Origin of the sequence: Bradyrhizobium sp. 604_D8_N2_3, assembly GCF_051810765.1 — a bacterium.
Lineage (GTDB): Bacteria > Pseudomonadota > Alphaproteobacteria > Rhizobiales > Xanthobacteraceae > Bradyrhizobium > Bradyrhizobium barranii.
The window spans coordinates 7,574,872-7,597,761 of the sequence record NZ_JBPWPM010000001.1 but is presented as its reverse complement, the minus strand read 5'-3'; the positions used below and the strand labels follow the sequence as shown (position 1 = coordinate 7,597,761).

Sequence of the window (22,890 nt, the reverse complement as noted above, 5' to 3'; positions counted from 1 at the left end):
CTTGTCCGGGAAACGTAGCGCGTTATTTTCCCGAGGTCACGTCGGCATTGCCGCGACAGTTCGTAACTCGCATTGCTTGCCTGGCAACCACGATCGTGTAATTCTTCTGCCAGCGCCGATTTGATCCTCAGCTTGCGGGCGCTTCTACAAATGCAGCTAAAGAGACGTAGCTAAATTGACTAGCCAGTCCTGCATCCCCCGCATAGCGAGAACAATCGGCCATTCCGAATGGAAGGGGCCAAATGAGATTTGCTGCCATCGCGGACGTGCATGGGAATCGTCCGGCACTTGAAGCCGTCCTTGCGGACATTGCCATGCTCGGCCTCGACGAGGTCGTGAACCTCGGCGACCACGTCAGTGGCCCGCTCGAGGCAGCCAGGACCGCGGATCTGTTGATGGCGCGAGGCTTTCCGTCGATACGGGGCGATCAGGATCGAATCCTCGTCGAGCTCTGGGAGGCCGGCGGCTCCCCTCGCAGCGATTTCCGTGAGCTCGCGCGCAAGCATTTCGACTGGATGGCGAGCATGCCGTCCACGCTCACCTATAAGGGACGGGTGTTCCTGTGCCATGGATCGCCAAGGGATGACGCTGCGTTCTGGCTCGACCACATCGCGGACGACGGCTGCCCGCGCCCGAGCGGCATCGACGCGATCGAGGCTGAAGCTGAGGGGATCGACGCCGAGATCATCCTGTGCGCCCACACGCACATTCCGCGCGTGGTCCGCCTGAGGGATGGCCGGCTGGTCGTGAATCCCGGCAGCGTCGGCTTGCCCGGTTATGACGGGAAGGTGCCCGTTCCCTACGTGGTCGAGGTCGGTACGCCGCATGCGTGCTACGCGATTCTGGAGCATGCCGGCGCAGGCTGGTCCGCGACGATCCGCTACGTGCCCTATGACACCGCGGCCATGGCCGCACTGGCGCGCAGCAAAGGCATGCTCAACTGGGCAAGCGCGATTGCGACGGGTTGGGTTCAGCGCGAGCAGGCCTGCCGCTAGGCAACAGCAAGACCGTCAGTTCGGACACGGTTGTCCCGCAGCGCCCCACAGGGCCATGTCCTTGACGTGGTCCTCGAAGGTGCCCGGTGGGGTCGTGCGGCCGGCTCCGGGCGCCCATCCGCGCGGGATGAAGCCGTTCAACGATGCGTCGTGCCGCAAATGCGCCAGCAGGCCTACGGCGTCGCGGCCGCCATTGCGCTTGGGGTCCTTCAGCTGCGTACAGATCTCGGCGCCGCTCTTGCCGAACCAGATGAACTCGACCGGCGCCAGCTGCCAGTCGATGCCGGCACGCGGCGGTGACGGCGCCGGGTCGTTCGCCTGGGTGGAGGTCATGTGACAGGTCGAGCAGGCGACCTTCTCGGCCCCGATGCGGCTGTCGCCGCCGTGGATGTTCATGCCGTGCACGCGCGGCCTGGTTTCGCCTGCCGGCGTCCAGATCGGTATGGCCTTGGCGTCGACGTGGCAGTTGGCACAGCGCGGATGGGTCACCACGGCTTCGATCCGCTTCCAGGCCTCCAGACCTTCGGCGCGGCTGACGCTGCCCGGCGGCAAAGCATCCTTGTTCGCCTCGTCCTTGGCCGCGACAATCCCCGTGAGAGCCGCAATTGTCGAAGCGGCGAAAGCGAGTGCAATGAGAGAACTCTTCATGGCTCGTCTCACACGAAATCGATGAACTTGTTGAAAGGCATTTCGCGGATGCGCTGCCCGGTCGCGGCGAAGATAGCGTTGGCGAGTGCAGGGGCGGCTGGCGGAACAGGCGGCTCTCCGACGCCTCTCACCTTGGGATCGTTCTCGAGCCCGCGAACTTCGATGACGGGGCATTGGTAGATCCGCATCGCTTCGTGATGATTGTAGTTGGTCTGCTGCACCGCGCCCTTGGCGTAGGTGAGCTCGCAATTGATGGCGTGGCCGAGGCCCCAGATGACGCCGCCCTGCACCTGGTTCTCGAAGTTGACGGGATCGACCACCTTGCCGACGTCGACAGCGACCCAGACCTTGTCGATCCTGATGCCTCGCTCCGTCTTCGTGACTTCGACGACTTCGGCTGTCGGCGTGCCGAAGGATTCAACGAACGCGACGCCGCGGCCCCTGCCGTTTCCGAGTGGTCCCTTCCAGTCCGACATCTCCGCGACCGTTTCCAGCACCTTGCGATAATGCGGCACGGTGCACATCGCGATGCGCGCCTTCATGGGATCGAGACCCGCCGCGTGGATCAGCTCGTCGATGAAGCTTTCGGTGAAGAAGCCCGATGTCGAGGCGCCGACCGACCGCCACGTGGTGCTAGGCGAAAGTCCTTGCGCCTCGTAGCTTGTGGCCCGGAAATTGGGGATGTCGTAATAGACATTCCACAGGCCGGCAGCCAATTGCCCATCGGGATCCTTCGAGGGTGTGCCCGAACGCTCGAGCAGCCCCTTGAGCGGAGCAGTCGAGGCCAGTTGCAGATCGGCTGCGACGATCTTGCTCTTGTCGATGCTGCCTCGGTGCCGGGCGATCGCAATCTGCCGCGGAATGTCCTGGAGGAAATCCTCCTCGCGCGAGAACACCAGCTTGATCGGCGTTCCCTTCATCTGATTGGCGATCTCGGCGAGAACGCGGACGTTCTCGTACTCGAGACGGTGGCCAAAGCTTCCACCCGTCCACTGATTGTGGAAGGTGATCTGTTCCGGCTTGAGGCCAATCGCCGTCGCCGCGACATATTGCACGAAACGGGGGCTCTGATGGCCGACCCAGATCTCCATCCCCTTGTCGGTGACGAGGCCGATCCCGTTCAACGGCTCGAGCGGCTGATGCCCCACATAGGGCGCGCGATATTCGGCCTCGACAAGCTTGCCCGTCTTCAGCCCGGCTTCGATATCGCCGATCTTCCGCCACTCCTTGCCCAGGAATTCAGGCTTGAACGAGGATTCAAGAACCTTCCAATGATCCGCCTGCTCGGCGGGATAGGCCGAGGGCGCCCACTCGCAAGTGACGGCGTCGACCGCCTTCATCGCGTACCAGCTGTTCGTGGCGATCACCGCGACGCCATTCTTGATTTCCAGGATCTTCTTGACCCCCGGCATCGATCGCGCCTTGCCGGCGTCGTATGACTTCAGGGGCTGGCCCTTGCCAGGGTTCAGCTTGACGGCGGCATACAGCATGCCGTCCATCTTCTGGTCGATGCCGAACTTCAGCTCGCCCAAGACCTTCGCGCGAACGTCGAGGCGCATCATCGGCTTGCCCAGCATGCGCCATTTCGACGGATCGCGCGGCTTGGCATCGAGCACCGGCGGAATCTTTGCGGCGTCCGCGGAGAGATCGACGTAGGCGATCTTGGTGCCGTTGGGCAGGATCACATGGCCTGATTGGGTGCGCAGGTCGGCCACGGCGACACCCGAACGCTTGGCAGCGGCGGCCTTCAACGTCTCGCGCGCGACCGCGCCGGCAACGCGCAGCTTTTCATAGGTGTCCGGCAGCGTACTCGACCCGCCGGTCATCTGCAGGCCGGACTCTCTCAGCCATTCGAGCGTCTTGGCGCGCGCTTCCTCGGCGGCGGGACTTTGGTCCGCGGCCACGAACGGCGCGAACTCGTCGGCGAAGCCGGTGTTGAAATACGCCGGGCTCGGGCCTGCAAATCGGACTTCGAACTGGCCGGGCTCGAGGTCCATCTCTTCGGCGATCATGATCGGCTGCACCGAGCCGACGCCCTGGCCGATATCGGCGTGCTGGGCGATCAGCGTGATTTTTTCGGGGCTGATCTCGACCCAGGGATTGAAGGTCACGGAATTCGGCGCAAGGCCCGCGGTCAGTGGATTTTCGCTGGCAGTCGCGGCTTGCGCGATGTCGCTGTAGGCGCCGAATGCGATGCCGCCAGCCACGGCGGCAGAGCCGAAAACGAAGGCGCGGCGGGAAAGCGTCTGGTGTCCCATTTCACTTCCCCACCATCTTTGCGGCAGCCGCGTGGATCGCGGTGCGAATGCGCGGGTAGGTGCCGCAACGGCAGAGGTTGCCGGACATCACCTCGTTGATGTCCTCGTCCGTCGGCTTGTCGATCAATCCAAGCAGCGAGATGGCCTGCATGATCTGGCCGGTCTGGCAGTAGCCGCATTGCGGAACCTGATGCTCGATCCAGGCCTGCAGAACGGGATGCTGCTCCCTGTTGTCCAATCCTTCGAGCGTGACGACCGACTTGCCGGCGAGATCGCCGATGCGGGCCTGGCAGGATCGCACGGCGGCTCCGTCGATCTGGACGGTGCAGGCACCGCATTGCGCGACGCCGCAGCCATATTTCGGACTGGTGATGCCGAGCTCGTCGCGGAGCACCCAGAGCAGGGGCATCTCGGGAACGACGTCGACCTGGCGCTTGGTCCCGTTGACCGTGAGCTCGATCATGTCGATGTTCCTTTCGCGCGTCCTCGCGGGACGTGAGGTCGAACAGGCACGCTCCAGCGAGCGTCGTCGAAGGTTGGACCGGCGTGGTCAGCGTGCCGCGCAAGCGCCGATGCTGTCAAACGACGACCCCGCAGCATTTGCGAATTCGCACGAAGAGTATGGTGTGAATTTTTGCCGCGCCTTTGGCGCGATTGACAATCGATTCAATTGCCGCTGATCGTCTGGAAGGGCGATCAGCGCAAGAATGGCACGGGATGGGCCGCGCGATAGAAGAAGTTGATCAACGTGTTGATGTCGAACACCGGAAGGCCCGAGACTTCGGCGACGTCCCGCGAGAACGGGCACATGTTGGTGCATTCGAACAGGATCGCACCCGGGTTTTTGCAGGACGCCATGAAGGCTTCCGTCATCTCGATCATCTCGGCGCGGAGGACGTCGGTGTCCAGTTCCTCGCGGCCGAGAATGTAGGTTGCGGGAAACTGCGCATCGGGCTTCATGCCCTGGATCTGGACGGGGATCTCGTCCGGCGACCAGCCGACACCGCGGAAATGCCCCTCGTTCATGTGGTGGCCGCGTTCGGTGAAGATGCCGATGACCTTGCCCGGCGGCAGCATGGCATGGATCAACGGTGCCTGGATCAGGCTCGAGGTGAAGACCGGGATGTTCACGGCGGCCGCGAGTTGTTTCTGGAATGGCGCGAGGAAGCCACAGCTCGTCGTGATCGCCTTGACGCCGTCGGCTTCCAGCTCGCGGGCCGCCGCGATGAACGGCTCGAGCAGGGCGGGATCGGGATGGTCGCCCATGATCCTTGTGGCGTGTGCGCCGCGCACGATCTTGTAGCGCACCGGGAAATCATAGGAGAGCGCATTGCCGATGTCGCCGCGCGGGCGCGGGAAGCGGGTATCGAGCATCAGGATGCCGATCGTCTCGCCGTAATTCGTGAAGCCGCCGCGGAGTTTCATGGGTGTCCCCACCGATTCGGAAAGGTCGTGCCAGGCAGTCTAATGCGTCTCGTGAAACCGGCTGAGGAAGGACTTCAGCCGTTCGCTGCGGGGCTGGCGGATGGTCTCTTCGGGCGTGCCGATCTCGGCCATGATGCCGTCGTTCATGAAGCCGACGCGGGTGGAGACGTCGGCGGCGAAGGCCATCTCGTGCGTCACCAGCACCATGGTCATGCCTTCGCTCGCAAGGCTGCGGATGACGGAGAGGACTTCGCCGACAAGCTCGGGATCGAGCGCCGAGGTCGGCTCGTCGAACAGCATCACGTCCGGCTTCATGGCGAGCGCGCGCGCGATCGCGACGCGCTGCTTCTGGCCGCCGGACAGGCGGCTCGGAAAGGCATCGGCCTTGTCGGCGAGGCCGACCTTGGCGAGCAGATCGCGGCCGAGCGCATCGGCTTCGTTTCGCGCCATGCCCTTCACCTGCACCGGCCCCTCTGTGACGTTTGCGAGCACCGACATGTGCGGGAACAGGTTGAAATGCTGGAACACCATGCCGACGCTGCGCCGAAGCAGCGCGAGCTGCGCATCGCCGGCGGCGCGCATGCCTTTGCCGAAGGCGAATTTGTGCGTGCCGATCGCAAGCTCGCCCTGCTGCGGCATTTCCAGGAGGTTCAGGCAGCGCAGGAAGGTGGACTTGCCGGAGCCGGAGGCGCCGATCAGGGTGACGACCTCGCCGCGTGCGACCGAGAGCGAGACGCCCTTGAGCACCTCGTGGTCGCCGAACGCCTTGTGGATGTTGTCAGCGATCAGAGCACTCATCGGTGCGCTCCCATCCTCAGCTCGACCCTATCAGCGACCAGCGTCAGCGGGAACAGCACGACGAAATAGAGCACGGCGATCGTGGTGTAGACCTCGAGCGGCTTGTAGCTCGACGCCGTGATGACAGTGCCCTGGTAAAGCAGGTCACCGACCGCGACCACCGACACCAGCGAGGTGTTCTTGAGCTGCATGATGGTCTGGTTGATGAAGGAGGGGATCATCACCTGCGTCGCCTGCGGCAGCACGATGCGGCGAAAGATCTTGCCGCGGCGCATGCCGATGGCGCGGCCGGCCTCCCACTGGCCGGTGTCGACGGCCTCGATGCCGCCACGGAAGATTTCCGCATAGAACGAGCCGGCATAGAGCGACAGCGCGATGAAGCAGGCCATCGCCGGCGACATGTCGACGCCGATCAGCACGGGCAGGGCGTAGTAGACCCAGATCAGCTGCACCAGCAGCGGCGTGCAGCGGAACACCTCGATATAGAGACGCAACGGCACCGTGACCCAGCGCGGTGCCGTCGTGCGCAGGATGCCGACGAACAGTCCGATGGCGAGACCCGCGACCACCGTGGTCACCGTGTAATACACGGTGACCAGGAGCCCTTGGCAGATCAGGCCCCAATACGGCTTGAGCGCCGCGAAGTCCCAGACGTACATCGATCGACCGTCAGAACTGCACTTCGGGCGGGAGATCGTCGGCGGTGAGGCCGACCGCCTCAAAACCCTTGAGCATCCATTCGCGGGTCTGGCCCATCGCGCGGTTGTAGTCGGCCCAGGCGCTGAGGAAATCCTTGTAGCGGCGGTCGCTCTCGGCGCGGATGCCCATGTTGGTCGGCAGCGTCAGCAGCGGGCGCGGAATGGCGAGATCGCCGAGGTTCGGGTTCTTCTTCAGCGTCGAGACCGAAAGCACCGCCAGCGAGACGTTGCAGTCGGCGCGGCCGGTCGCAACCGCCAGGATCGCCTCGTCGCGGTTCTTGAAGCCGAGGATGGTCGCCTTCGGGCAGTAGCGGCGCGCGATCGTCTCGTGGGTCGAGCCGATATCGACGGCGATCTTGACCTCGGGCTTGTTGAGCTCGGCCCAGGTCTGCGGCTTGGCAAAGCCCTTCTTGGTGATGACGGTGAAGGAGTGCACCAGGATCGGCGTCGAGAAGTCGATGACGAGCGCGCGCTCCGGCGTCGGGTTCACGGCGAAGGCGAGGTCGACCTTGTCGGCCTGGAGATCGAGGATCTGGTTGCCCCAGGTCGATTCCAGCGTCTCGACCTTGGCGCCCAGCTTGCCGGCGATGTCCTTGGCCATGTCGATGCAGGCGCCCGACCATTCGTTGGTGGCGAGGTCCTTATGGAAATAGGGCTCCTGGCCGACGATGACGGCGACGCGCAGCACGCCATTCTTCTTGATGCGGTCGAGCGTGGAGGCCGGCGCATCGGCCTTGGCCGAGCCGCTCGCGGCGGCGATCGCTGCGCCTGCCAGCGCGACTGTGGTGAGAGCATCCCTGCGATTCATGGTCTCTGTCTCCCTGGAATCTGGGTCGGATCGTGTCCGGCCTCTGGACTATTTCTGTATTCAGGATAAAATGCAATACGGTATTTCGACTTGCTGGCCATTTGGGCGGCAAGGCAGAAATGAGCCCAATATCTTGGCAGGATTGCGCAAAATTCCTGATGGGGAGGGGTTGTAAATTGCATTTAAGTCTGAATACAAGACTGAACGCAATACGGAAGTGAGCTGAAGGAGAGGCCTGTGCGCGCCCTATTCGTCGATGCGAACGAGACCCTGGCGGCGGTGACCGACAAGCTGCTGGCCTCGCAGAAGCTGCCGGTCAGCATCAACCGCAATCCCTCGATCAAGCCCGACGATCTGCCCGGCCTGCTCGGCGATGCCGAGATCATGATCGTCGACCACACGGCGGTGCCATCAGCGATTGCCGAGAAATGCGCGAAGCTGAAGCACGTCGTCTTCCTCGGCACCGGCGCGCGCAGCTACATGAATCCGGAAGAGCTCGCTGAGCGCGGCGTCTCCGTCCACACCATCAAGGGTTATGGCGATACGGCCGTTGCCGAATGCGCGATCGCGCTGATGTGGGCGTCTGCGCGAAATTTTGGCGAGATGGACCGCGGCATGCGCGAGGGCAACTGGCTGCGCCGTGACGCGATGCAGCTCACCGGCAAGACGCTCGGCCTGATCGGCTTCGGCGGCATCGCGGCGGAAGCCGCGCGCATGGCGGCGGGCTGCGGCATGAAGGTGATCGCCTGGAACAGGACGCCGAAGACCCATCCCGGCGTCGAGTTCGTCTCGCTGCAGAAGCTGCTCGCCGAGAGCCACGTCGTCTCGCTGCATCTCTTGCTCAACGACGAGACCAAGGGTTTCCTGTCGCGCGAGCGCATCGCGCAGATGCGCCCCGGCAGCATTCTGATCAACACGGCGCGCGGCGCTGTGGTCGATGAAGACGCAATGCTGGATGCGCTGCGCTCCGGCCACATCGCCCATGCCGGCCTCGACGTCTTCACCGTCGAGCCGCTTCCCGCCGGTCATCCCGTGACCAAGCTGCCGAACGTGACGCTATCGGCGCATTCGGCGTTCCGCACGCCCGAGGCGAGTGACAATCTCATCGGCGCGGCGCTCGACCACTGCCGCCGCATCATCGCCACCGGCAAGTAAAGACATAAGGACATCCCATGTCGGATATCACTCGCATCGACCAGAACGCCCGCCGCAGCCGCGCTTCCGTGTTCGGCGATCTCGTCTTCCTCGCAGGTCAGGTGGCGGATACCAAGGCCGCTGATATCACCCAGCAAACGAAAGAGGCGCTGGCGAAGGTCGACGACATGCTGGCGCGCGCCGGCACCGACAAGTCCCGCCTGCTCAGCGTGCAGGTCTGGCTCAAGAACATGGACGATTTCGACGCCATGAATGCGGTCTATGATGCCTGGGTCGTGCCCGGCAACACGCCGACCCGCGCTTGCGGCAAGGTCGAGCTTGCCGATCCCGCCTTCCGTATCGAGGTGATCGCGATCGCCGCGCGCAGTTGAGGCTCGGCCGTGACTGTCCAGGCGCCCGCATCGACCTTCCGTCCCGCCCAGCGCATCAGCGCGATCGGCGTCTCCGAGATCCTCAAGATCGGCGCGGTCGCGCAGCGGCTGAAGCGTGAGGGGCGACCGGTGATCGTGCTGGGCGCCGGCGAGCCTGACTTCGATACGCCTGATCATGCCAAGGACGCGGCCGAGCGCGCCATCCGCGCCGGCCAGACCAAATACACCATCCTCGACGGCACCGTGGAATTGAAGGCGGCGATCGCCGAGAAATTCCGCCGCGAGAACGATCTCGTCTATGCCGCCGACGAGATCACCGCAGGCGCCGGCGCCAAGCAGGTGATCCACAACGCCTTCATGGCGACGCTCAGCCCCGGGGACGAGGTCATCCTCGCCGCGCCCTATTGGACCAGCTATGCCGACATGGTGCGCATCGCCGACGGCACGCCGGTGGACGTGCTCTGCCGCGAGGAGAACGGGTTTCGCCTCGACGCCGCCGATCTCGAACGCGCGATCACGCCGAAGACGCGCTGGCTGCTGCTGAACTCGCCGTCCAATCCGACCGGAGCCGCCTATTCGGCCGCGCAGCTTCGCCCGATCCTGGATGTGCTCAAGCGCCATCCGCATGTCTGGTTGATGGCGGACGATATCTACGAGCACCTGATCTATGACGGCATGCCGTTCGTGACCGCAGCGGCGCTCGAGCCGAGCCTGAAATCACGCACGCTGACCGTGAATGGTGTTTCCAAGGCCTACGCCATGACCGGCTGGCGCGTCGGCTATGGCGGCGGCCCGCGCGAATTGATCGCAGCGATGGCGGTGGTGCAGAGCCAGAGCACGACCAATCCCTCCTCGGTGAGCCAGGCCGCTGCGATCGCCGCGCTGACCGGCCCGCAGGACGTGCTGATCGAGCGCCGTGCCGCGTTCCAGCGCCGCCGAGACATCGTGGTCGATGCGCTCAACGCCATCGACGGCGTCAGCTGCCGCCGGCCGGAAGGGGCGTTCTATACCTATGCGAGCTGCGCCGGCCTGATCGGCCGCCGCACGCCGGATGGGACCGTTATCGATAGCGACGCCGCGTTCTGCCGCTTCCTGCTGGAGAGGCATGACGTGGCCGTGGTGCCGGGCAGCTGTTTCGGCCTTGCACCTTATTTCCGCCTGTCCTACGCCACCTCGGAACAAAACTTGCGCGAGGCCGTGATGCGCATCGCCAAAGCCTGCAGGGAGCTGTCATGACCATTCGCAACACCCGCACCGGGGGCCAGATCCTGATCGATCAGCTCGTCGCCCAAGGCGTCGAGCGCGTCACCTGCGTGCCGGGCGAGAGCTACCTCGCGGCACTCGACGCGCTGCATGACAGCCCGATCGACGTCGTGATCTGCCGCGCCGAGGGTGGTGCTGCGATGATGGCGGAAGCCTATGGCAAGCTCACCGGCCGTCCCGGAATCTGCTTCGTCACCCGCGGCCCCGGTGCCACCAATGCCAGCCACGGCGTCCACATCGCGATGCAGGATTCGACGCCGATGATCCTGTTCGTCGGACAGGTCGACACCGGCATGCGCGAGCGCGAGGCGTTCCAGGAGCTCGACTACAAGGCGGTGTTCGGCACCATGGCGAAATGGGCCGTCGAGATCGATCGCCCCGATCGCATTCCGGAGCTGGTCGCGCGTGCCTTCCGCGTCGCCATGCAGGGCCGTCCGGGCCCCGTGGTGATCGCGCTGCCGGAGAACATGCTGACCGAGACGGCGGCCGTTGCCGACGCCATGCGCATCGAGCCGGCCGTGAGCTGGCCGGCACCATCAGATCTCGAGCGCGTCGGCGCCATGCTCGCGAGCGCCAAGGCGCCGCTCGTCATCCTCGGCGGCTCGCGCTGGACGGATGAGGCGACCAAGAGCATCGCGCGCTTCGCCGAACGGTTCGACCTGCCGGTCGCGACCTCGTTCCGCCGGGCCTCGCTGATCGATGCCGATCATTCGCATTATGCCGGCGATCTCGGCATCGGGCCGAGCCCGGGCCTGAAGGCGCGCATCGACAACGCCGACGTCATTCTCCTGATCGGCGGCCGCATGTCGGAGATGCCGTCCTCGTCCTACACGCTGTTCGATATCCCGACGCCGAAGCAGAAGCTGATCCACGTGCATCCGGGCTCGGAAGAGCTCGGGCGCATCTACCAGCCTGAGCTCGCGATCCAGGCGACGCCTGCCGCGTTCGCGGCCGCCGTCGAGACGCTGAAGCCCGCTGGCGCCGTTGCCTGGAAGGGCGAGGCCGCCAAGGCGCATGCCGATTACCTCGCCTGGACCGACAAGGCGCGTGAGCTGCCGGGCACATTCCAGTACGGCCAGGTCATGACCTGGCTCCGCGGCCGCCTGCCGAAGGACGCGATCGTCTGCAACGGCGCCGGCAACTATGCCGGCTGGATCCATCGCCATCACCGTTTCCACAGCTTTGCCGCCCAGCTCGCGCCGACTTCGGGCTCGATGGGATATGGCGTGCCGGCTGCGGTGCTTGCAAAGCGGCAATATCCGGATCGCGTCGTCGTCGCCTTTGCCGGTGATGGCTGCTTCCTGATGAATGGCCAGGAATTCGCGACCGCCGTGCAGTACGACGCGCCGCTGGTGGTCATCGTCGTCGACAACTCGCAATACGGCACCATCCGTATGCATCAGGAGCGTGATTATCCTGGCCGCGTGGTCGGAACTCAGCTCAAGAACCCTGACTTTGCGATGTATGCGAAGGCATTCGGTGGCCATGGCGAGCGCGTCGAGCGCACCGAAGAGTTTGCGCCGGCGTTCGAGCGCGCGCTCGCTTCGGGCAAGCCGTCGATCCTCCACTGCATCATCGATCCGCGCGCGATCTCGGTCGGCAAGGATTTCGCGCCGGCGGTGAAGGCGTAGCCGATGTCGGAAGGCCGCCACGTCGCTATCATCGGAGCCGGCGCGGTCGGCGTGATCAGCGCCATCGAGGCGCTGCGCGAGGGGCATCGCGTCACGCTGATCGACGCAGGCGAGCCCGGTGGCGAACAGGCGGCGAGCTACGGCAATGCCGGCTGGCTCTCCTCCCATTCGGTGATTCCGCCGGCCGAGCCGGGCCTCTGGAAGAAGGTGCCGGGTTATCTGATGGACCCGCTCGGCCCGCTCGCGATCCGCTGGTCTTACTTGCCGAAGGCGCTGCCCTGGCTGGTCAAGTATTTGCTCTCCGGCTGGACCGAGGCACGGGTCGAGAAGACGGCGTTTGCGCTGCGCGATCTGCTGAAGGACGCGCCGCTGCTGCACAAGAAGCTCGCGGAAGAAGCGGGCGTGCCCGAGTTGGTCGAGCGCAACGGCGTGATGCACGTATTCCCGTCGCGCGGCAATTTCGACAGCAATCTCGGCTGGCGCCTGCGCAAGAAAGTCGGCGTCGAATGGATGGAGCTGAACGCCGACGAGATGCGTCAGCGCGAGCCGGATCTGCATCCGCGCTACACCTTTGGCGTGGTGGTGGAGGAGGCCGGACGCTGCCGTGATCCCGGCGCTTACGTTGCGGCGCTGGCCCAGCATGCGCTCGCGAGCGGTGCCAAGCTCGTTCATGCCAGGGCGACCGGTCTGAAGCTTTCAGGCAACAAGCTCGTTGCCGTTCTCACCGAGACCGGTGAGATTGCTTGCGATGCCGCGGTGGTCGCCGCCGGCGCGCGGTCAAAACAGCTCACCGCATCCGTCGGCGATCCCTTGCCGCTCGAAACCGAGCGCGGCTATCACGTCATGATCGAGAACCCGGAATCGGGTCCGCGCAGCTCGATGATGGCGTCCGACGTCAGCATGGTGGTGAACTGGACCGACAAGGGCCTGCGCGCCGCCGGCACGGTCGAGATCGCGGGCCTCGAGGCCGCGCCGAACTGGAAGCGCGCCGAAATCCTGCGCAACAACCTCTTCAGCATGTTCCCGAAACTGCCGAAGGATATTCCAGATTCGCGCATCAAAACCTGGTTCGGCCATCGGCCGAGCATGCCGGATGGGCTGCCCTGCATCGGCCATGCGCGTGCCTCGTGCGATATCGTCTACGCCTTCGGCCATGGCCATGTCGGCCTGGTCGGATCGGCGCGCACCGGCCGTCTGGTCGCCCAGCTCCTGAGCGGCAAGCAGCCGGAGATCCCGCTTGCGCCGTTCGCGCCCACTCGCTTCCTCTGAGAACGCACCATGACCTATCCAGCCAACTCGTCCTCTCGCATCGCCCGCGGCGGCAAGGCCATCTATGGCGCGCCGCTCGGCATTTTGATGCTGGAAGCGCGCTTTCCCCGCATTCCCGGCGACATGGGCAACGGCACGACCTGGCCGTTCCCCGTGCTCTATCGCGTGGTGAGCGGCGCGTCGCCGGAGAAGGTGGTGCTGAAGGGCGCCGCCGGCCTGCTGCCGGATTTCATCGAGGCGGCGAAGGATCTGGTCCGGTTGGGCGCGGAAGCCATCACCACCAATTGCGGCTTCCTCTCGCTGTTTCAGAAGGAGATCGCGGCCGCCGTCGGCGTTCCCGTTGCGACCTCGTCGCTGATGCAGGTGCCGTGGGTGCAGGCGACCTTGCCGCCAGGCAAGCGCGTCGGCCTCGTCACGGTATCAGGTTCGACCTTGACGCCGGCCCATCTCGAAGGCGCCGGCGTGCCGCTCGATACGCCACTGGTCGGCACCGAGCACGGCAAGGAATTCTTTCGCGTCCTGATCAAGGCCGAGAAGGATGACATGGATGTGGCCCAGGCCGAGCGTGACGTGGTCGAGGCGGGCAAGGAGCTGGTCGCGAAAAATCCGGATGTCGGCGCCATCGTGCTCGAATGCACCAACATGCCGCCTTATGCGGCAGCTCTGCAGGCCGAAGTTGGCCTGCCGGTCTACGACATCTATTCCATGATCACCTGGTTTCATGCTGGACTGCGCCCGCGCGCGTTTGCCTGAGCCCGGCTGTCGCAAAGCTATGCACAAGATGTGCTAGGCAGCTGTTTGGATTGCAATCGTCCATGCAGCCCCGGTATATTGGGCTGTGTTCGGGCATGAATGCAGCTTATGAAGAGCAACGTGGAACTGGCTTCCGATAGTATCGTCGATCGCGTCTATGAACAGCTCAAGGCGATGGCCGTGAGCTATGAGTTCAAGCCGGGCGAACGGCTCAACGAGGGCGAGCTGGCAAAACGCCTCGGCGTCAGCCGCACGCCGCTGCGCGAAGCGCTCAACCGTCTCAACACCGAAGGCTTCCTGCGCTTCACGCCGGGCAAGGGCTTCTTCTGCCGCGAGCTCGACGCGCACGAGATCTTCGATCTCTACGAGCTGCGCAAGTCGATCGAGGTCGCCTCGATCCGCCTTGCCATCAAGCGCGCCAGGGACGAGGACATCGACGCGCTCCTGAAATTCCTCGAAGCCACCGGTCCCGATCCCGGCGAGCGTTCGTCGGTGGAGCTGGTCGAACTCGACGAGACCTTTCACGAGCGGCTGATGGGGATGTCGAACAACGCCGAGATGCTGCGCGTGCTGCGCAACGTCAACGCCCGCATCCGCTTCGTGCGCTGGATCGACATGGACCGCATCAACCGCTCCAACACCCAGGCCGAGCACCGCGCTGTCGTCGAAGGACTGAAAGCGCGCGACGAAGAGGCCTGCGTCTCGGTGCTGGAGAAGCACATCGACCGCCGATTGGATCGCATCACCTCGGCGATCAAGGAAGGCTACGCGCAGATCTACATGCCGGCTGCGGCGAGGTCTGCGGCGAATTGAGTCGCTAGTCCAAGCGACAGTGTCTCTTCCCTTCTCCCCTTGTGGGAGAAAGTAGACTTCACCCTACTCCATGATACTCTGCTTGGCGAACCGTAAGTGATTGAAATGCTTACATCGTCTCCATAGTCCTCCATACCACTCTATCCCGCTATATTCCGATGTTTGGGACACTGAGAGGGGCACCGGAGGACTCGGATCGCAGAGGAATCATCATGGCCACCGCACGTTCCGGCAAGCTGGAAAACCGCACCAACCGTTTGAAGCTCGCGGCCCGCAAGAAGCCGTACACGGTGCGGATCGCACCGGGGATCTTCCTCGCCTATCGCCGCAACGAAGGCGCCGGCACATGGTCGGTGAAGGCCGGCGGCAAGCTCACACGGTTTGCGCTCGCGGACGATTTCGAGGATGCCAACGGCCACAGCGTGCTCTCCTATTTCGGCATCGATGAGCGCGAGGCCCGCAAGCAGAAGGTGCCGGTGCAGCAAGGCGCCATGGACAAAGCGCTGGCGCTGGCACGTAGCAGCGAAGGCAACACCGCGCAGCTCGCCAGCGTCGAGGACGCAGTGCGCGGCTATGCCGCCGACCTCGAAGCCAATGGCGGACGCAAGTACAACGCCACGCAGCTCGACCTGCATCTCGACGGCACGCTGCTCAAGAAACAGAAGGTCGCGTTACTGGTCGACACCGAGCTGCGGGACTGGCGCGATGGATTAAGCGCGAAGGGATTGAAAGCGGCAAGCGTCAACCGGATCATCGGTTCGATGAAGTCGGCGCTGAACCTTGCCGCGATGCGCGACAAGCGGATCGGAAATCTCACCGCATGGAAGCACGGACTTGAGCGGCTGTCTGGCAATCGCGACGACGACGAGACCGTGCGCGACAATTATGTTCTGGGCAACGCTACCGTCGAGGCCATCGTGCACGGCTGTTACGAGGAAGGCCGCGATGGTGGCGACGCTTTCGGCGAGCTGATGCAGGTGCTGGCCGAGACCGGCACCCGCGAGTCTCAGGCGTTCCGGCTGAAGTCGCGCGATCTCAAGGACGACAATCCGGCCGATCCCTATCTGCTGATGCCGACTTCGTGGAAGGGCGACAACCGCAAACGACGGCGCAAGGTCGAGCTGCACCCGCTACCGATCACGCCGCAGCTCGCCCGATTGCTGCGGCAACGGGTTGCTAAAAGGACCGCAGACCAGCCGCTGTTCGACAAGATCTGGGGAACGTCAGAACGATTCCGCTGCGTGCTGGAGGATCTCGACCTCGATCTGACACTGACGCCTTACGCCCTGCGTCATAGTTCGATTGTCCGGCAGCTGCGCATGGGCCGGCCGCCGAGACTTGTCGCCGCGCATCACGACACGTCGATCCTGCTGCTCGAAAGAGTTTACAGCAGGTACATTTTGAAGCCCGGCGATGAACAGATGCGCGCGACGCTGCCGGATTTTCGCCCGCAGACGATTGCGAAGGCGGCCTGATTTCGAAATCCGACGAACTCATTGCATACAAGTGAGTCGTCGGCTTTTCGGTTGCGGTCGCGGGACAACGCCAGCGGAAGTGTAAGGTTTTGCGCCCGGCGTATCGCGCCAGCGAGAATTATTTTCGCCCGGTATTCATTCAGGAATTTCCCGTTTCCCTACGCAGCCATTGCGTATTTTTCCTGCAACATCAATGACTTCGGCTTGCATTGCTCCAACGATTTGTTGGAAGTAACTCCATGTGATGTCACGTAACGACAGCAGGGAGAGCACAATGGCCCGTCCGGAAGTCACCGGAAAGAAGCTGGGCAGCGACGCCGAGCCGATGGAGACCCCGCAACAACAGCCGTCGATACAGACACCGCAGCAGCCGTCGATACAGACGCCGCAACAGCTGGCGATGTCCGTTGCACAATTCTGCAAGGCTCACGGCTTCAGCGTCGCGATGTTCTACAAGATGAAAAGGCAGGATCGCAAACTAGTCCCACGCCAGATGACTGTCGGCAACAGGACGCTGATCACGATTGAATCGGCCGCTGCTTGGCGGGCCGCACGTGACGCCGTTGCAGAGGCCGAGAGCTCTGCACCACCACAAACAACTCTGGCAACAGGGCCTGCAAAGCCTCCAGCCGCGCCGGCAACTGCACCGCCCGTGAAGCCTCAAAAAGCGCCGGCAACAGCAAGGCCGGCGAAGGCCGCCCGATTAACACCGACCAAGGCAAAGCCCGCGCGCGGCACCCGTCGCGCCGAAGGCGCCAGCGCCTGAACAAAAAGAAACGAGCTGCCCGACCGGGCAGCCCGTCAACAACTGGTTCGATGGGTACAAGAGACCGCCGGGCGGGGGCAACCGCTTCAGGCGTGACCGGATAAATAGCACACCGGCCACGACCTCGCCAGCGGTCCCCCGAAAAGGGACTAGCCATGTTCGAGATCGGCATCGTCTTCCTCGACGTTCCCCCCGACGACGCACCATGGCGCGAGGTCGACGCCTCGATCACCACGGTCTGCCCGCGCTCGCGAAGCCCGAACAGCGGCGCCTGCAGCCGGCGCCGGCCACGGGCAAGGTGCCGCCGTTCGCGGTCCCGCAGCGGTGTCAGGGGGCGCAGTGCCGACCCCGGCGACGGCCCTAGTCGACCCGGTCATTTCGAACGGCGGAGGGCGTCCTAATGAATGGGCAAATCGCCGCCGCGCGCAGCAAGGCTCAACAAAATCTGCTCACGGCCGCGCTCGATGTCGCGTTCTCGCGCGGGCTGGTCCGCCGCGACGACATCAGGCGGAGCTTCGAATTCCAACTCGCTGGGATGGACGTGATCGCCGCCGTTCGCGGCGACGATGACGAGATCGGCGTGTTCGTCACCGTCGCGCCGACCGAGCTCGGCCGCAAACACGACTGCGCGATGGTCACGCATGCCAAGACGCTGGCCAAGGTCGGCAGCGCATATGCCTGCGGTTGGCTCAGCAGGCGCACCGGGACATTTTACAAGCTCACGGGCGGCTATCACGCGACGTACGCGGCCACTGCTGCGCTCGCGCAGATGTCAATCCAGAAAGAACGTCGAGCCGAACGCTGGCCGGCGCGGAATGAGGGGCGATGGTTATGAGCAACATAGGTCAGACCGTGAAGGCGCCAGAACTCATTCCCGACCGCGAGATGCTGGGCCGGTTCACCGATTTGATGTTCAAGCACGCCGACCGCAATGGCGTGGTGAGCCTGCGCGCATTCCCGGATGAGAAGGCGAACGGAAAAAAGCCGGCGGCGATCTTCGTCGACGGCATCCGGCTCAACGATCCTGATTTCCTGAACGTTGTTGTCGAACGGGCGCGTCAGGCCGCGACGTGGGACAAGCCGGCAGTCTATTGCCCGCCGATGTCGCTGTTCAAGAACCATCAGAACGCGTCAGCGGCCAATCTCATCCAAGGCCCGTGTCTTTCCGTCGAATGCGATCAGAAGCCAAGCGCGGCCCGCGTAAGACTGGAAGCCCTGCTCGGTGCCGCGACCATCATTGTCGAATCCGGTGGCGAATGGACCAATCCGGAGACCGGTGAGGTTGAGCCGAAATTGCATCTGCACTGGCGGCTGAAGAAACCAACAGCCACCGAGGCGGAGCACGGTCTGTTGCGCGAGGCCCGCGAGCTTGCGACCGCATTGGTCGGCGGCGACACCACCAATATTCCGCTGGTGCATCCGATCCGCTGGCCCGGCTCATGGCACCGCAAGGGCGAACCGAGATTGGCGACCATCACCGCCGCATCCGACAATGCCGAAATCGATCTCGATGCCGCGCTCAAGGTTCTGCGCGAGGCCTTCGATGCCGTCAGCGAGGCGAGCGGGACCGCTGCCTTCGTCAGTGCAGGCGTCAAGTCGACCGGCAAGCTGCGCGCCGCCGATGACGCCTATGTGGTGTCGGCGCTCGCCGTGATTCCGAATGGCAACGACAGCGACTGGAATTACTGGAACAACATCGGCATGAAGACATGGGCCGCGACCGGCGGCTCGGAGGCCGGCCGCAAGGCGTTTCACCAATGGTCGAGCAAATCGGCGAAGTATGATAGCGTTGAGACTGACGCGCGCTGGGATCACTACGTGACGTCGCCGCCGACGCAGGCCGGGTTCGGCTCGCTGGTGTATCTGGCGCGCAGGCATGCGCCGAGATGGACGTTCGGCACTGTGGTATCGGTCGTTCAGCTTAATCAATCATCGGGCAATAGCGGCAGCAACAGCAGCGGTGGTAGCCTGACCGCGCCCCCCAATTCCGAGGAATTTCTCGCGCTGGTTTTCGTCGACCGGCACGAAACCGATCTGCGGTTCGTGGCGAAGTGGAGTCAGTGGCTGCACTGGGACGAATTGCGCTGGCAGCACGAGGACACACTGCACGCTTTCGACATGGCGCGCGCGATCTGCCGGGAAGCCGCCATCGCCTGTAACAAGACCTCCATCGCCAAGACGCTGGCCAGCGCCAAGACCGTCACGGCTGTCGAGCGTCTCGCCAAGGCCGACCGCAAGATCGCGGCGACATTCGAGCAATGGGACACGATGGCAAAACAATTGAACACCAGCGAGGAGGACTGAAGCATGGCCACTGTCGACCTCAGTACTGACACCTCGTACAAGCCGCGACGCGAGGATTACATCACGCAGATGACCGCGTGCCGGCTAGCGCCGAAGGGGACTCCACATCCGGTCTGGAGCGCGTTCCTGCAGCGTGTCAGTGCCGGCGACGATGAACTGGTCAAATTCCTGCAGCGCTTTATCGGCTATTGTCTGACCGGCGAGACCACCGAGCACGTGTTTCTTTTCATCTACGGCACCGGGCGCAACGGCAAGGGCACTTTCGTCAACACCATCGTCAAGATTCTCGGCGACTACGCAGCCACCGCGCAGATCGAAACGTTCCTCGCCAGCAAGGGCGAACGGCATCCGACCGAGTTCGCCCGGCTGCACAACAAGCGGCTGGTGGTGGCACAGGAGACGCCGCAGGGCCGTGTCTGGAACGAGGCCAAGATCAAGACGCTGACCGGCGGCGACCGCATCACGGCGCATTTCATGCGGCAGGACGATTTCGAATTCGATCCCAAGTTCAAGCTGATCATCACCGGCAACCACAAGCCGAAGCTGGCCTGCGTCGATCCCGCGATGCGGGCGCGGCTGCTGATGGTGCCGTTCACGGTGCAGATCCCGAAGGCGGAGATCGACCGGGAGCTGACCGCCAAGCTGCGCCCGGAATGGCCAGCGATCCTGCGCTGGGCGATGGACGGCTGCCTGGAGTGGCAGCGCATCGGTCTGGCGCCGCCCGCCAGCGTGATGGCGGCCACCGAGAATTACTTCTCCGGACAGGACCGGTTCACGCAATGGCTGGAGGACGCCTGCGACGTCGAGCCCGGCAACGAACACAAGTACGCGTCCATCGCGGATCTCTATGGCTCATGGGCGACCTATTGCCGGGACAATGGCGACGAGCCGACCAGCAAGAACGAGCTCGGCGACCAGCTGGAGGCCATCGGACTCCCGCGAAAGCAGATTGGCCACGCCAAGGTTCGGTCACATTCTGGCATCCGGCTGAAGCGGCGTAGCGGTCACAGCGATGACGATGGCGACGACGATGCATCAGAGCAGTCGGGAACGCGAACGAAGCCAAGGTTTTAGGCCGGGCTTGCGGACGGATGCGGACGCCATTTCCGGATTTGAACGTCGAAATTTGCGGACGGCTGCGGGCGGCCTTCCGGTTTCAGACGTATAGAGATTTCAAAATCCTATACGTGTAAAACTGGCGAAGTGTCCGCAAGTGTCCGCAAAATCGAACGCTCAAAACGGGATTTTGCCGTCCGCAGGTGTCCGCATTCTGAGTTGACGGGGCTTCGCCGACGACGGCGACGAACTGGGTGTGTAGGCTCCCGGCAATCGTAGGATCTGCCGATGCCGCCGACCATCATCGCCGACCGCATCCTGATCGCGCTACGCCGGGCGCCTGATGGCCTAAGCCGAAGCGCGGTCTCCGCAGCGCTCTGCAGAAACGCGCGCGCCAGCGAGCTCCGGGCGGCGTTTGCGGTGCTGACGGAGCGCGGTGTGGTGACGGTCGAGCGTGGCACACCGGGACCGAAGGGCGGACGGCCGGTCGAGATCTGGCGCGCGGCGATCCCGGCGGAGTTACGAAAAAACCTTCAGCCCGAACCGGCGCTGGACGAATGACCGGGCGGGTGTAGGCTCGAAGGGTACCGAATTCCCTCCACGGGCATGGGGCAAGCGATTGCCACGGAAATCCAAAGCAGAGCTGTTCCGTTCGCCGCACCGGTTGCCGCTGGAGACGCCGGTCGATGTGCGCAGGGAGATGAGCAGGCTTTACCGTGGCGGGCTCAATGGCCGGGTTAAACCGGCGGATCTGAGCCGATTTGTCTTCGTTCTCGACAAAATCCGGGCCTGCATGGAGGTTGAGATCGAGGCGGCGGCGGCGGCCGAGCCGCCGGTCGAGCCGACGAATATCAACATCATCGAGGTGCCCGCGTCGAATTTCTTCCGGCAGGTCGAGCAGATTGCGCCGGGCGGTGATCGGGATGTGTTGCTCGAACACTGTCCGGATGAAGTCCCGGAAAACATCGATAGCACGCAAACGACCGAGCCCGTCGAGCCGCCGGTCGAGCCCGAACCGGTCGACCAATGGATCGACGAAGAGCCCGAGATCGAACCGGAGCCGATCTATCTCAAAAAACTTCGCGAACGCGCACCGATACAACGATCAGCGCCGCTTCCGCCAAAAAGATTTCCGTGCGGAATGTAATCAGTTCAGTCGCGCTTTCAAATTCAACACCGAGCGCGCGGTCCATTGCCCACCGCGCGCGGTGCGGACGCCGCGACGATTGAGCTCCATGGCTGTAGCGTTCGCAGACAGCCCCGTGAGCTCGCCATCGAGCAACGGCTGGATCAGTGCGGCAAACGCATCGGCCGTCTCCTTGAGTACCGCTGCGCCTTTCAGGCCCGCTTTGACGGCGGCCTTACGATCATGGAATTTCAGCGTCTTCGGCTTAGGATTGCCGAGCTTGACGCCTTGCAGTTTCTTCTGCGCCAGCGCGGCCTTGGTGCGCTGGGACAGCGCCTCGCGTTCCTGCTCGGCGACCAGCGCCATAATGCCGACCGTCAAGCGATTGGCGTCGGGGATATCCAGCGCGACGAATTCGACACCGGCATCGCGCAGGCTCAGCAGGAACACGGGATCGCGCGACAGGCGATCCAGCCGAGATATGATTAGCCGGGCGCCATAGCGCTTGCAGGCATCCAGCGCCTTCTGTAGCGCCGGGCGGTGTTTGATCCTCTTTCTGGTGCCGCTCTCGACCTCGACGACCTCGTTGACGAGCTTCCAGCGGCCACCATTGAGCCAGCCCATCACGGCTGCGCGCTGCGCTTCGAGTCCCAAACCGGACTTCGCCTGCTTACCCGTCGAAACACGTAGATAACTCACATACTTGGCGTCGTGCCTGACCATCTTCATCTCCATTTGCACAATGCTATAACGAACGTATGAGCATTTTGCAAGGAGCATTCAGCGTCAAATCCAGCGCCAAAACAATTTCGACTTCTGCTAGAGGGGGGGGGGCATGCTTCACGGGAGGGCTCGTCGATCAGGGCGGGCGGTCCCGACTTACCACGCCCCGAAAATCCCTTACTCAACCTCAAATAGAAACATCAAAGCACCACCCGTTCTCGCTGGAAACCGGGAATCCACGAAAGATTTTTTCGGAAAAACGCATGGTGCAGTGCGCGCGTCACGAAGCTGGTGTCGGCGGAACATTCTAGGCCGGGGAACCGGGGGGCTGTCCTGAAAAGGACACCCGGAACCCGGAATTAGGACACCGTCTTTTGTGACAACTGGATGGCCATAAGCTGCGCGCGTACTGAGTAAGTGCGGCTACGAAGAGCCTCAGTCCCGCCAGCCCCGGACTGGGGCTTTTTCGTTTGCCGAAAGCTAAAAACGCCGCCCGCTTAAACGAGCGCGGGCGGCGGCTTTCCAGCCCCGAGGGGGATAATGCAAAACTCGGTG

At 63.7% G+C, this 22,890-nt stretch carries 24 protein-coding genes; 16 read left to right on the top strand and 8 right to left on the bottom strand.

Going from position 1 to position 22,890, the window contains the following annotated elements; genetic code table 11:
• Window positions 1-242: 242 nt before the first annotated feature.
• Window positions 243-995 (top strand): metallophosphoesterase family protein, encoded by a 753-nt coding sequence (locus AB7245_RS36440; RefSeq protein WP_085405280.1) that lies wholly within the window; start codon window positions 243-245, stop codon window positions 993-995.
• A gap of 15 nt (window positions 996-1,010) precedes the next feature.
• On the opposite strand, the gene AB7245_RS36435 is transcribed toward AB7245_RS36440, so the two are convergent.
• From AB7245_RS36435 to AB7245_RS36425, 3 genes are read right to left on the bottom strand one after another with little or no spacing between them, the layout of a single operon-like run.
• Window positions 1,011-1,643, bottom strand: coding sequence for a hypothetical protein (locus AB7245_RS36435; RefSeq protein ID WP_028160721.1), 633 nt, complete (start codon window positions 1,641-1,643; stop codon window positions 1,011-1,013).
• 8 nt (window positions 1,644-1,651) lie between these two features.
• Complete coding sequence (locus AB7245_RS36430) at window positions 1,652-3,901, bottom strand: xanthine dehydrogenase family protein molybdopterin-binding subunit (RefSeq protein ID WP_085405279.1); 2,250 nt, start codon at window positions 3,899-3,901, stop codon at window positions 1,652-1,654.
• Between the two features lies 1 nt (window position 3,902).
• Window positions 3,903-4,364 carry a (2Fe-2S)-binding protein gene (locus AB7245_RS36425; protein ID WP_167768222.1) on the bottom strand — a complete coding sequence of 154 codons (462 nt, stop codon included), beginning with the start codon at window positions 4,362-4,364 and terminating at the stop codon, window positions 3,903-3,905.
• Between AB7245_RS36425 and AB7245_RS36420 the strand changes: the two genes are divergently transcribed.
• Entirely contained in the window at window positions 4,363-4,581 is a 219-nt protein-coding gene (locus AB7245_RS36420) for a hypothetical protein (protein WP_135216107.1), read from the top strand. The two genes, AB7245_RS36425 and AB7245_RS36420, sit on opposite strands and share 2 nt — an antisense overlap.
• 16 nt (window positions 4,582-4,597) lie before the next feature.
• Here AB7245_RS36420 and AB7245_RS36415 read toward each other — a convergent pair whose 3' ends face one another.
• The 4 genes from AB7245_RS36415 to AB7245_RS36400 are packed head-to-tail and all read right to left on the bottom strand — an operon-like array spanning window position 4,598 to window position 7,630.
• Window positions 4,598-5,326, bottom strand: coding sequence for an aspartate/glutamate racemase family protein (locus AB7245_RS36415; RefSeq protein WP_085405278.1), 729 nt, complete (start codon window positions 5,324-5,326; stop codon window positions 4,598-4,600).
• Between the two features lie 39 nt (window positions 5,327-5,365).
• Window positions 5,366-6,124, bottom strand: coding sequence for an amino acid ABC transporter ATP-binding protein (locus tag AB7245_RS36410; protein WP_085405277.1), 759 nt, complete (start codon window positions 6,122-6,124; stop codon window positions 5,366-5,368).
• Window positions 6,121-6,783 carry an amino acid ABC transporter permease gene (locus AB7245_RS36405; protein ID WP_085405276.1) on the bottom strand — a complete coding sequence of 221 codons (663 nt, stop codon included), beginning with the start codon at window positions 6,781-6,783 and terminating at the stop codon, window positions 6,121-6,123. Before AB7245_RS36405 ends, AB7245_RS36410 begins: the two co-directional genes overlap by 4 nt.
• 10 nt (window positions 6,784-6,793) lie before the next feature.
• Window positions 6,794-7,630 (bottom strand): transporter substrate-binding domain-containing protein, encoded by an 837-nt coding sequence (locus tag AB7245_RS36400; protein WP_135216109.1) that lies wholly within the window; start codon window positions 7,628-7,630, stop codon window positions 6,794-6,796.
• A gap of 237 nt (window positions 7,631-7,867) precedes the next feature.
• On the opposite strand from AB7245_RS36400, the gene AB7245_RS36395 reads away from it, so the two are divergent.
• The 14 genes from AB7245_RS36395 to AB7245_RS36330 all read left to right on the top strand — a co-directional run bounded on the left by AB7245_RS36395 (window position 7,868) and on the right by AB7245_RS36330 (window position 21,633).
• The gene (locus AB7245_RS36395; RefSeq protein WP_085405275.1) at window positions 7,868-8,785 is read left to right on the top strand and encodes an NAD(P)-dependent oxidoreductase; all 918 of its coding nucleotides are present in this window, start codon (window positions 7,868-7,870) and stop codon (window positions 8,783-8,785) included.
• Between the two features lie 17 nt (window positions 8,786-8,802).
• On the top strand, window positions 8,803-9,156 hold the full coding sequence (locus tag AB7245_RS36390) for a RidA family protein (RefSeq protein WP_085405274.1): 354 nt from the start codon (window positions 8,803-8,805) through the stop codon (window positions 9,154-9,156).
• A 9-nt stretch (window positions 9,157-9,165) separates the two neighbouring features.
• Window positions 9,166-10,392 (top strand): pyridoxal phosphate-dependent aminotransferase, encoded by a 1,227-nt coding sequence (locus AB7245_RS36385; protein WP_085405273.1) that lies wholly within the window; start codon window positions 9,166-9,168, stop codon window positions 10,390-10,392.
• Window positions 10,389-12,050: a thiamine pyrophosphate-binding protein gene (locus tag AB7245_RS36380; protein WP_439035521.1), complete on the top strand. Its 1,662-nt coding sequence runs from the start codon at window positions 10,389-10,391 to the stop codon at window positions 12,048-12,050. The genes AB7245_RS36385 and AB7245_RS36380 overlap by 4 nt, the downstream gene beginning before the upstream one ends.
• Window positions 12,051-12,053: 3 nt before the next feature.
• Complete coding sequence (locus AB7245_RS36375) at window positions 12,054-13,319, top strand: NAD(P)/FAD-dependent oxidoreductase (protein WP_085405271.1); 1,266 nt, start codon at window positions 12,054-12,056, stop codon at window positions 13,317-13,319.
• Between the two features lie 9 nt (window positions 13,320-13,328).
• Window positions 13,329-14,072, top strand: a complete 744-nt coding sequence (locus AB7245_RS36370; RefSeq protein WP_071910045.1) for an aspartate/glutamate racemase family protein — start codon at window positions 13,329-13,331, stop codon at window positions 14,070-14,072.
• Window positions 14,073-14,180: 108 nt separating this feature from the next.
• On the top strand, window positions 14,181-14,885 hold the full coding sequence (locus tag AB7245_RS36365) for a GntR family transcriptional regulator (RefSeq protein ID WP_014492735.1): 705 nt from the start codon (window positions 14,181-14,183) through the stop codon (window positions 14,883-14,885).
• A 212-nt stretch (window positions 14,886-15,097) separates the two neighbouring features.
• Entirely contained in the window at window positions 15,098-16,360 is a 1,263-nt protein-coding gene (locus tag AB7245_RS36360) for a site-specific integrase (protein WP_439035520.1), read from the top strand.
• Between the two features lie 274 nt (window positions 16,361-16,634).
• Window positions 16,635-17,126: a hypothetical protein gene (locus tag AB7245_RS36355; protein ID WP_439035519.1), complete on the top strand. Its 492-nt coding sequence runs from the start codon at window positions 16,635-16,637 to the stop codon at window positions 17,124-17,126.
• A 400-nt stretch (window positions 17,127-17,526) separates the two neighbouring features.
• A complete protein-coding gene (locus tag AB7245_RS36350; RefSeq protein WP_439035518.1) occupies window positions 17,527-17,961 on the top strand; it encodes a hypothetical protein in 435 nt (144 codons plus the stop codon).
• Window positions 17,958-19,430 (top strand): PriCT-2 domain-containing protein, encoded by a 1,473-nt coding sequence (locus AB7245_RS36345; protein ID WP_439035517.1) that lies wholly within the window; start codon window positions 17,958-17,960, stop codon window positions 19,428-19,430. The genes AB7245_RS36350 and AB7245_RS36345 overlap by 4 nt, the downstream gene beginning before the upstream one ends.
• Before the next feature lie 3 nt (window positions 19,431-19,433).
• Window positions 19,434-20,504 carry a phage/plasmid primase, P4 family gene (locus AB7245_RS36340; protein ID WP_439035516.1) on the top strand — a complete coding sequence of 357 codons (1,071 nt, stop codon included), beginning with the start codon at window positions 19,434-19,436 and terminating at the stop codon, window positions 20,502-20,504.
• A gap of 270 nt (window positions 20,505-20,774) precedes the next feature.
• A complete protein-coding gene (locus AB7245_RS36335) occupies window positions 20,775-21,047 on the top strand; it encodes a hypothetical protein (RefSeq protein WP_439035515.1) in 273 nt (90 codons plus the stop codon).
• Window positions 21,048-21,105: 58 nt separating this feature from the next.
• On the top strand, window positions 21,106-21,633 hold the full coding sequence (locus tag AB7245_RS36330; protein ID WP_439035514.1) for a hypothetical protein: 528 nt from the start codon (window positions 21,106-21,108) through the stop codon (window positions 21,631-21,633).
• On the opposite strand, the gene AB7245_RS36325 is transcribed toward AB7245_RS36330, so the two are convergent.
• On the bottom strand, window positions 21,634-22,335 hold the full coding sequence (locus AB7245_RS36325) for a recombinase family protein (RefSeq protein ID WP_439035513.1): 702 nt from the start codon (window positions 22,333-22,335) through the stop codon (window positions 21,634-21,636).
• Window positions 22,336-22,890 lie beyond the last annotated feature (555 nt).

Bases quoted from the DNA above. Each gene is read 5' to 3' on its own strand.
- AB7245_RS36405 (WP_085405276.1), bottom strand. From the start codon at position 6,783: ATGTACGTCTGGGACTTCGCGGCGCTCAAGCCGTATTGGGGCCTGATC.
- AB7245_RS36435 (WP_028160721.1), bottom strand. From the start codon at position 1,643: ATGAAGAGTTCTCTCATTGCACTCGCTTTCGCCGCTTCGACAATTGCG.
- AB7245_RS36420 (WP_135216107.1), top strand. From the start codon at position 4,363: ATGTCGATGTTCCTTTCGCGCGTCCTCGCGGGACGTGAGGTCGAACAG.
- AB7245_RS36350 (WP_439035518.1), top strand. From the start codon at position 17,527: ATGAATGGGCAAATCGCCGCCGCGCGCAGCAAGGCTCAACAAAATCTG.
- AB7245_RS36390 (WP_085405274.1), top strand. From the start codon at position 8,803: ATGTCGGATATCACTCGCATCGACCAGAACGCCCGCCGCAGCCGCGCT.
- AB7245_RS36410 (WP_085405277.1), bottom strand. From the start codon at position 6,124: ATGAGTGCTCTGATCGCTGACAACATCCACAAGGCGTTCGGCGACCAC.
- AB7245_RS36360 (WP_439035520.1), top strand. From the start codon at position 15,098: ATGGCCACCGCACGTTCCGGCAAGCTGGAAAACCGCACCAACCGTTTG.
- AB7245_RS36430 (WP_085405279.1), bottom strand. From the start codon at position 3,901: ATGGGACACCAGACGCTTTCCCGCCGCGCCTTCGTTTTCGGCTCTGCC.
- AB7245_RS36370 (WP_071910045.1), top strand. From the start codon at position 13,329: ATGACCTATCCAGCCAACTCGTCCTCTCGCATCGCCCGCGGCGGCAAG.
- AB7245_RS36375 (WP_085405271.1), top strand. From the start codon at position 12,054: ATGTCGGAAGGCCGCCACGTCGCTATCATCGGAGCCGGCGCGGTCGGC.
- AB7245_RS36440 (WP_085405280.1), top strand. From the start codon at position 243: ATGAGATTTGCTGCCATCGCGGACGTGCATGGGAATCGTCCGGCACTT.
- AB7245_RS36340 (WP_439035516.1), top strand. From the start codon at position 19,434: ATGGCCACTGTCGACCTCAGTACTGACACCTCGTACAAGCCGCGACGC.
- AB7245_RS36415 (WP_085405278.1), bottom strand. From the start codon at position 5,326: ATGAAACTCCGCGGCGGCTTCACGAATTACGGCGAGACGATCGGCATC.
- AB7245_RS36425 (WP_167768222.1), bottom strand. From the start codon at position 4,364: ATGATCGAGCTCACGGTCAACGGGACCAAGCGCCAGGTCGACGTCGTT.
- AB7245_RS36365 (WP_014492735.1), top strand. From the start codon at position 14,181: ATGAAGAGCAACGTGGAACTGGCTTCCGATAGTATCGTCGATCGCGTC.
- AB7245_RS36325 (WP_439035513.1), bottom strand. From the start codon at position 22,335: ATGGTCAGGCACGACGCCAAGTATGTGAGTTATCTACGTGTTTCGACG.
- AB7245_RS36345 (WP_439035517.1), top strand. From the start codon at position 17,958: ATGAGCAACATAGGTCAGACCGTGAAGGCGCCAGAACTCATTCCCGAC.
- AB7245_RS36355 (WP_439035519.1), top strand. From the start codon at position 16,635: ATGGCCCGTCCGGAAGTCACCGGAAAGAAGCTGGGCAGCGACGCCGAG.
- AB7245_RS36335 (WP_439035515.1), top strand. From the start codon at position 20,775: ATGCCGCCGACCATCATCGCCGACCGCATCCTGATCGCGCTACGCCGG.
- AB7245_RS36400 (WP_135216109.1), bottom strand. From the start codon at position 7,630: ATGAATCGCAGGGATGCTCTCACCACAGTCGCGCTGGCAGGCGCAGCG.
- AB7245_RS36380 (WP_439035521.1), top strand. From the start codon at position 10,389: ATGACCATTCGCAACACCCGCACCGGGGGCCAGATCCTGATCGATCAG.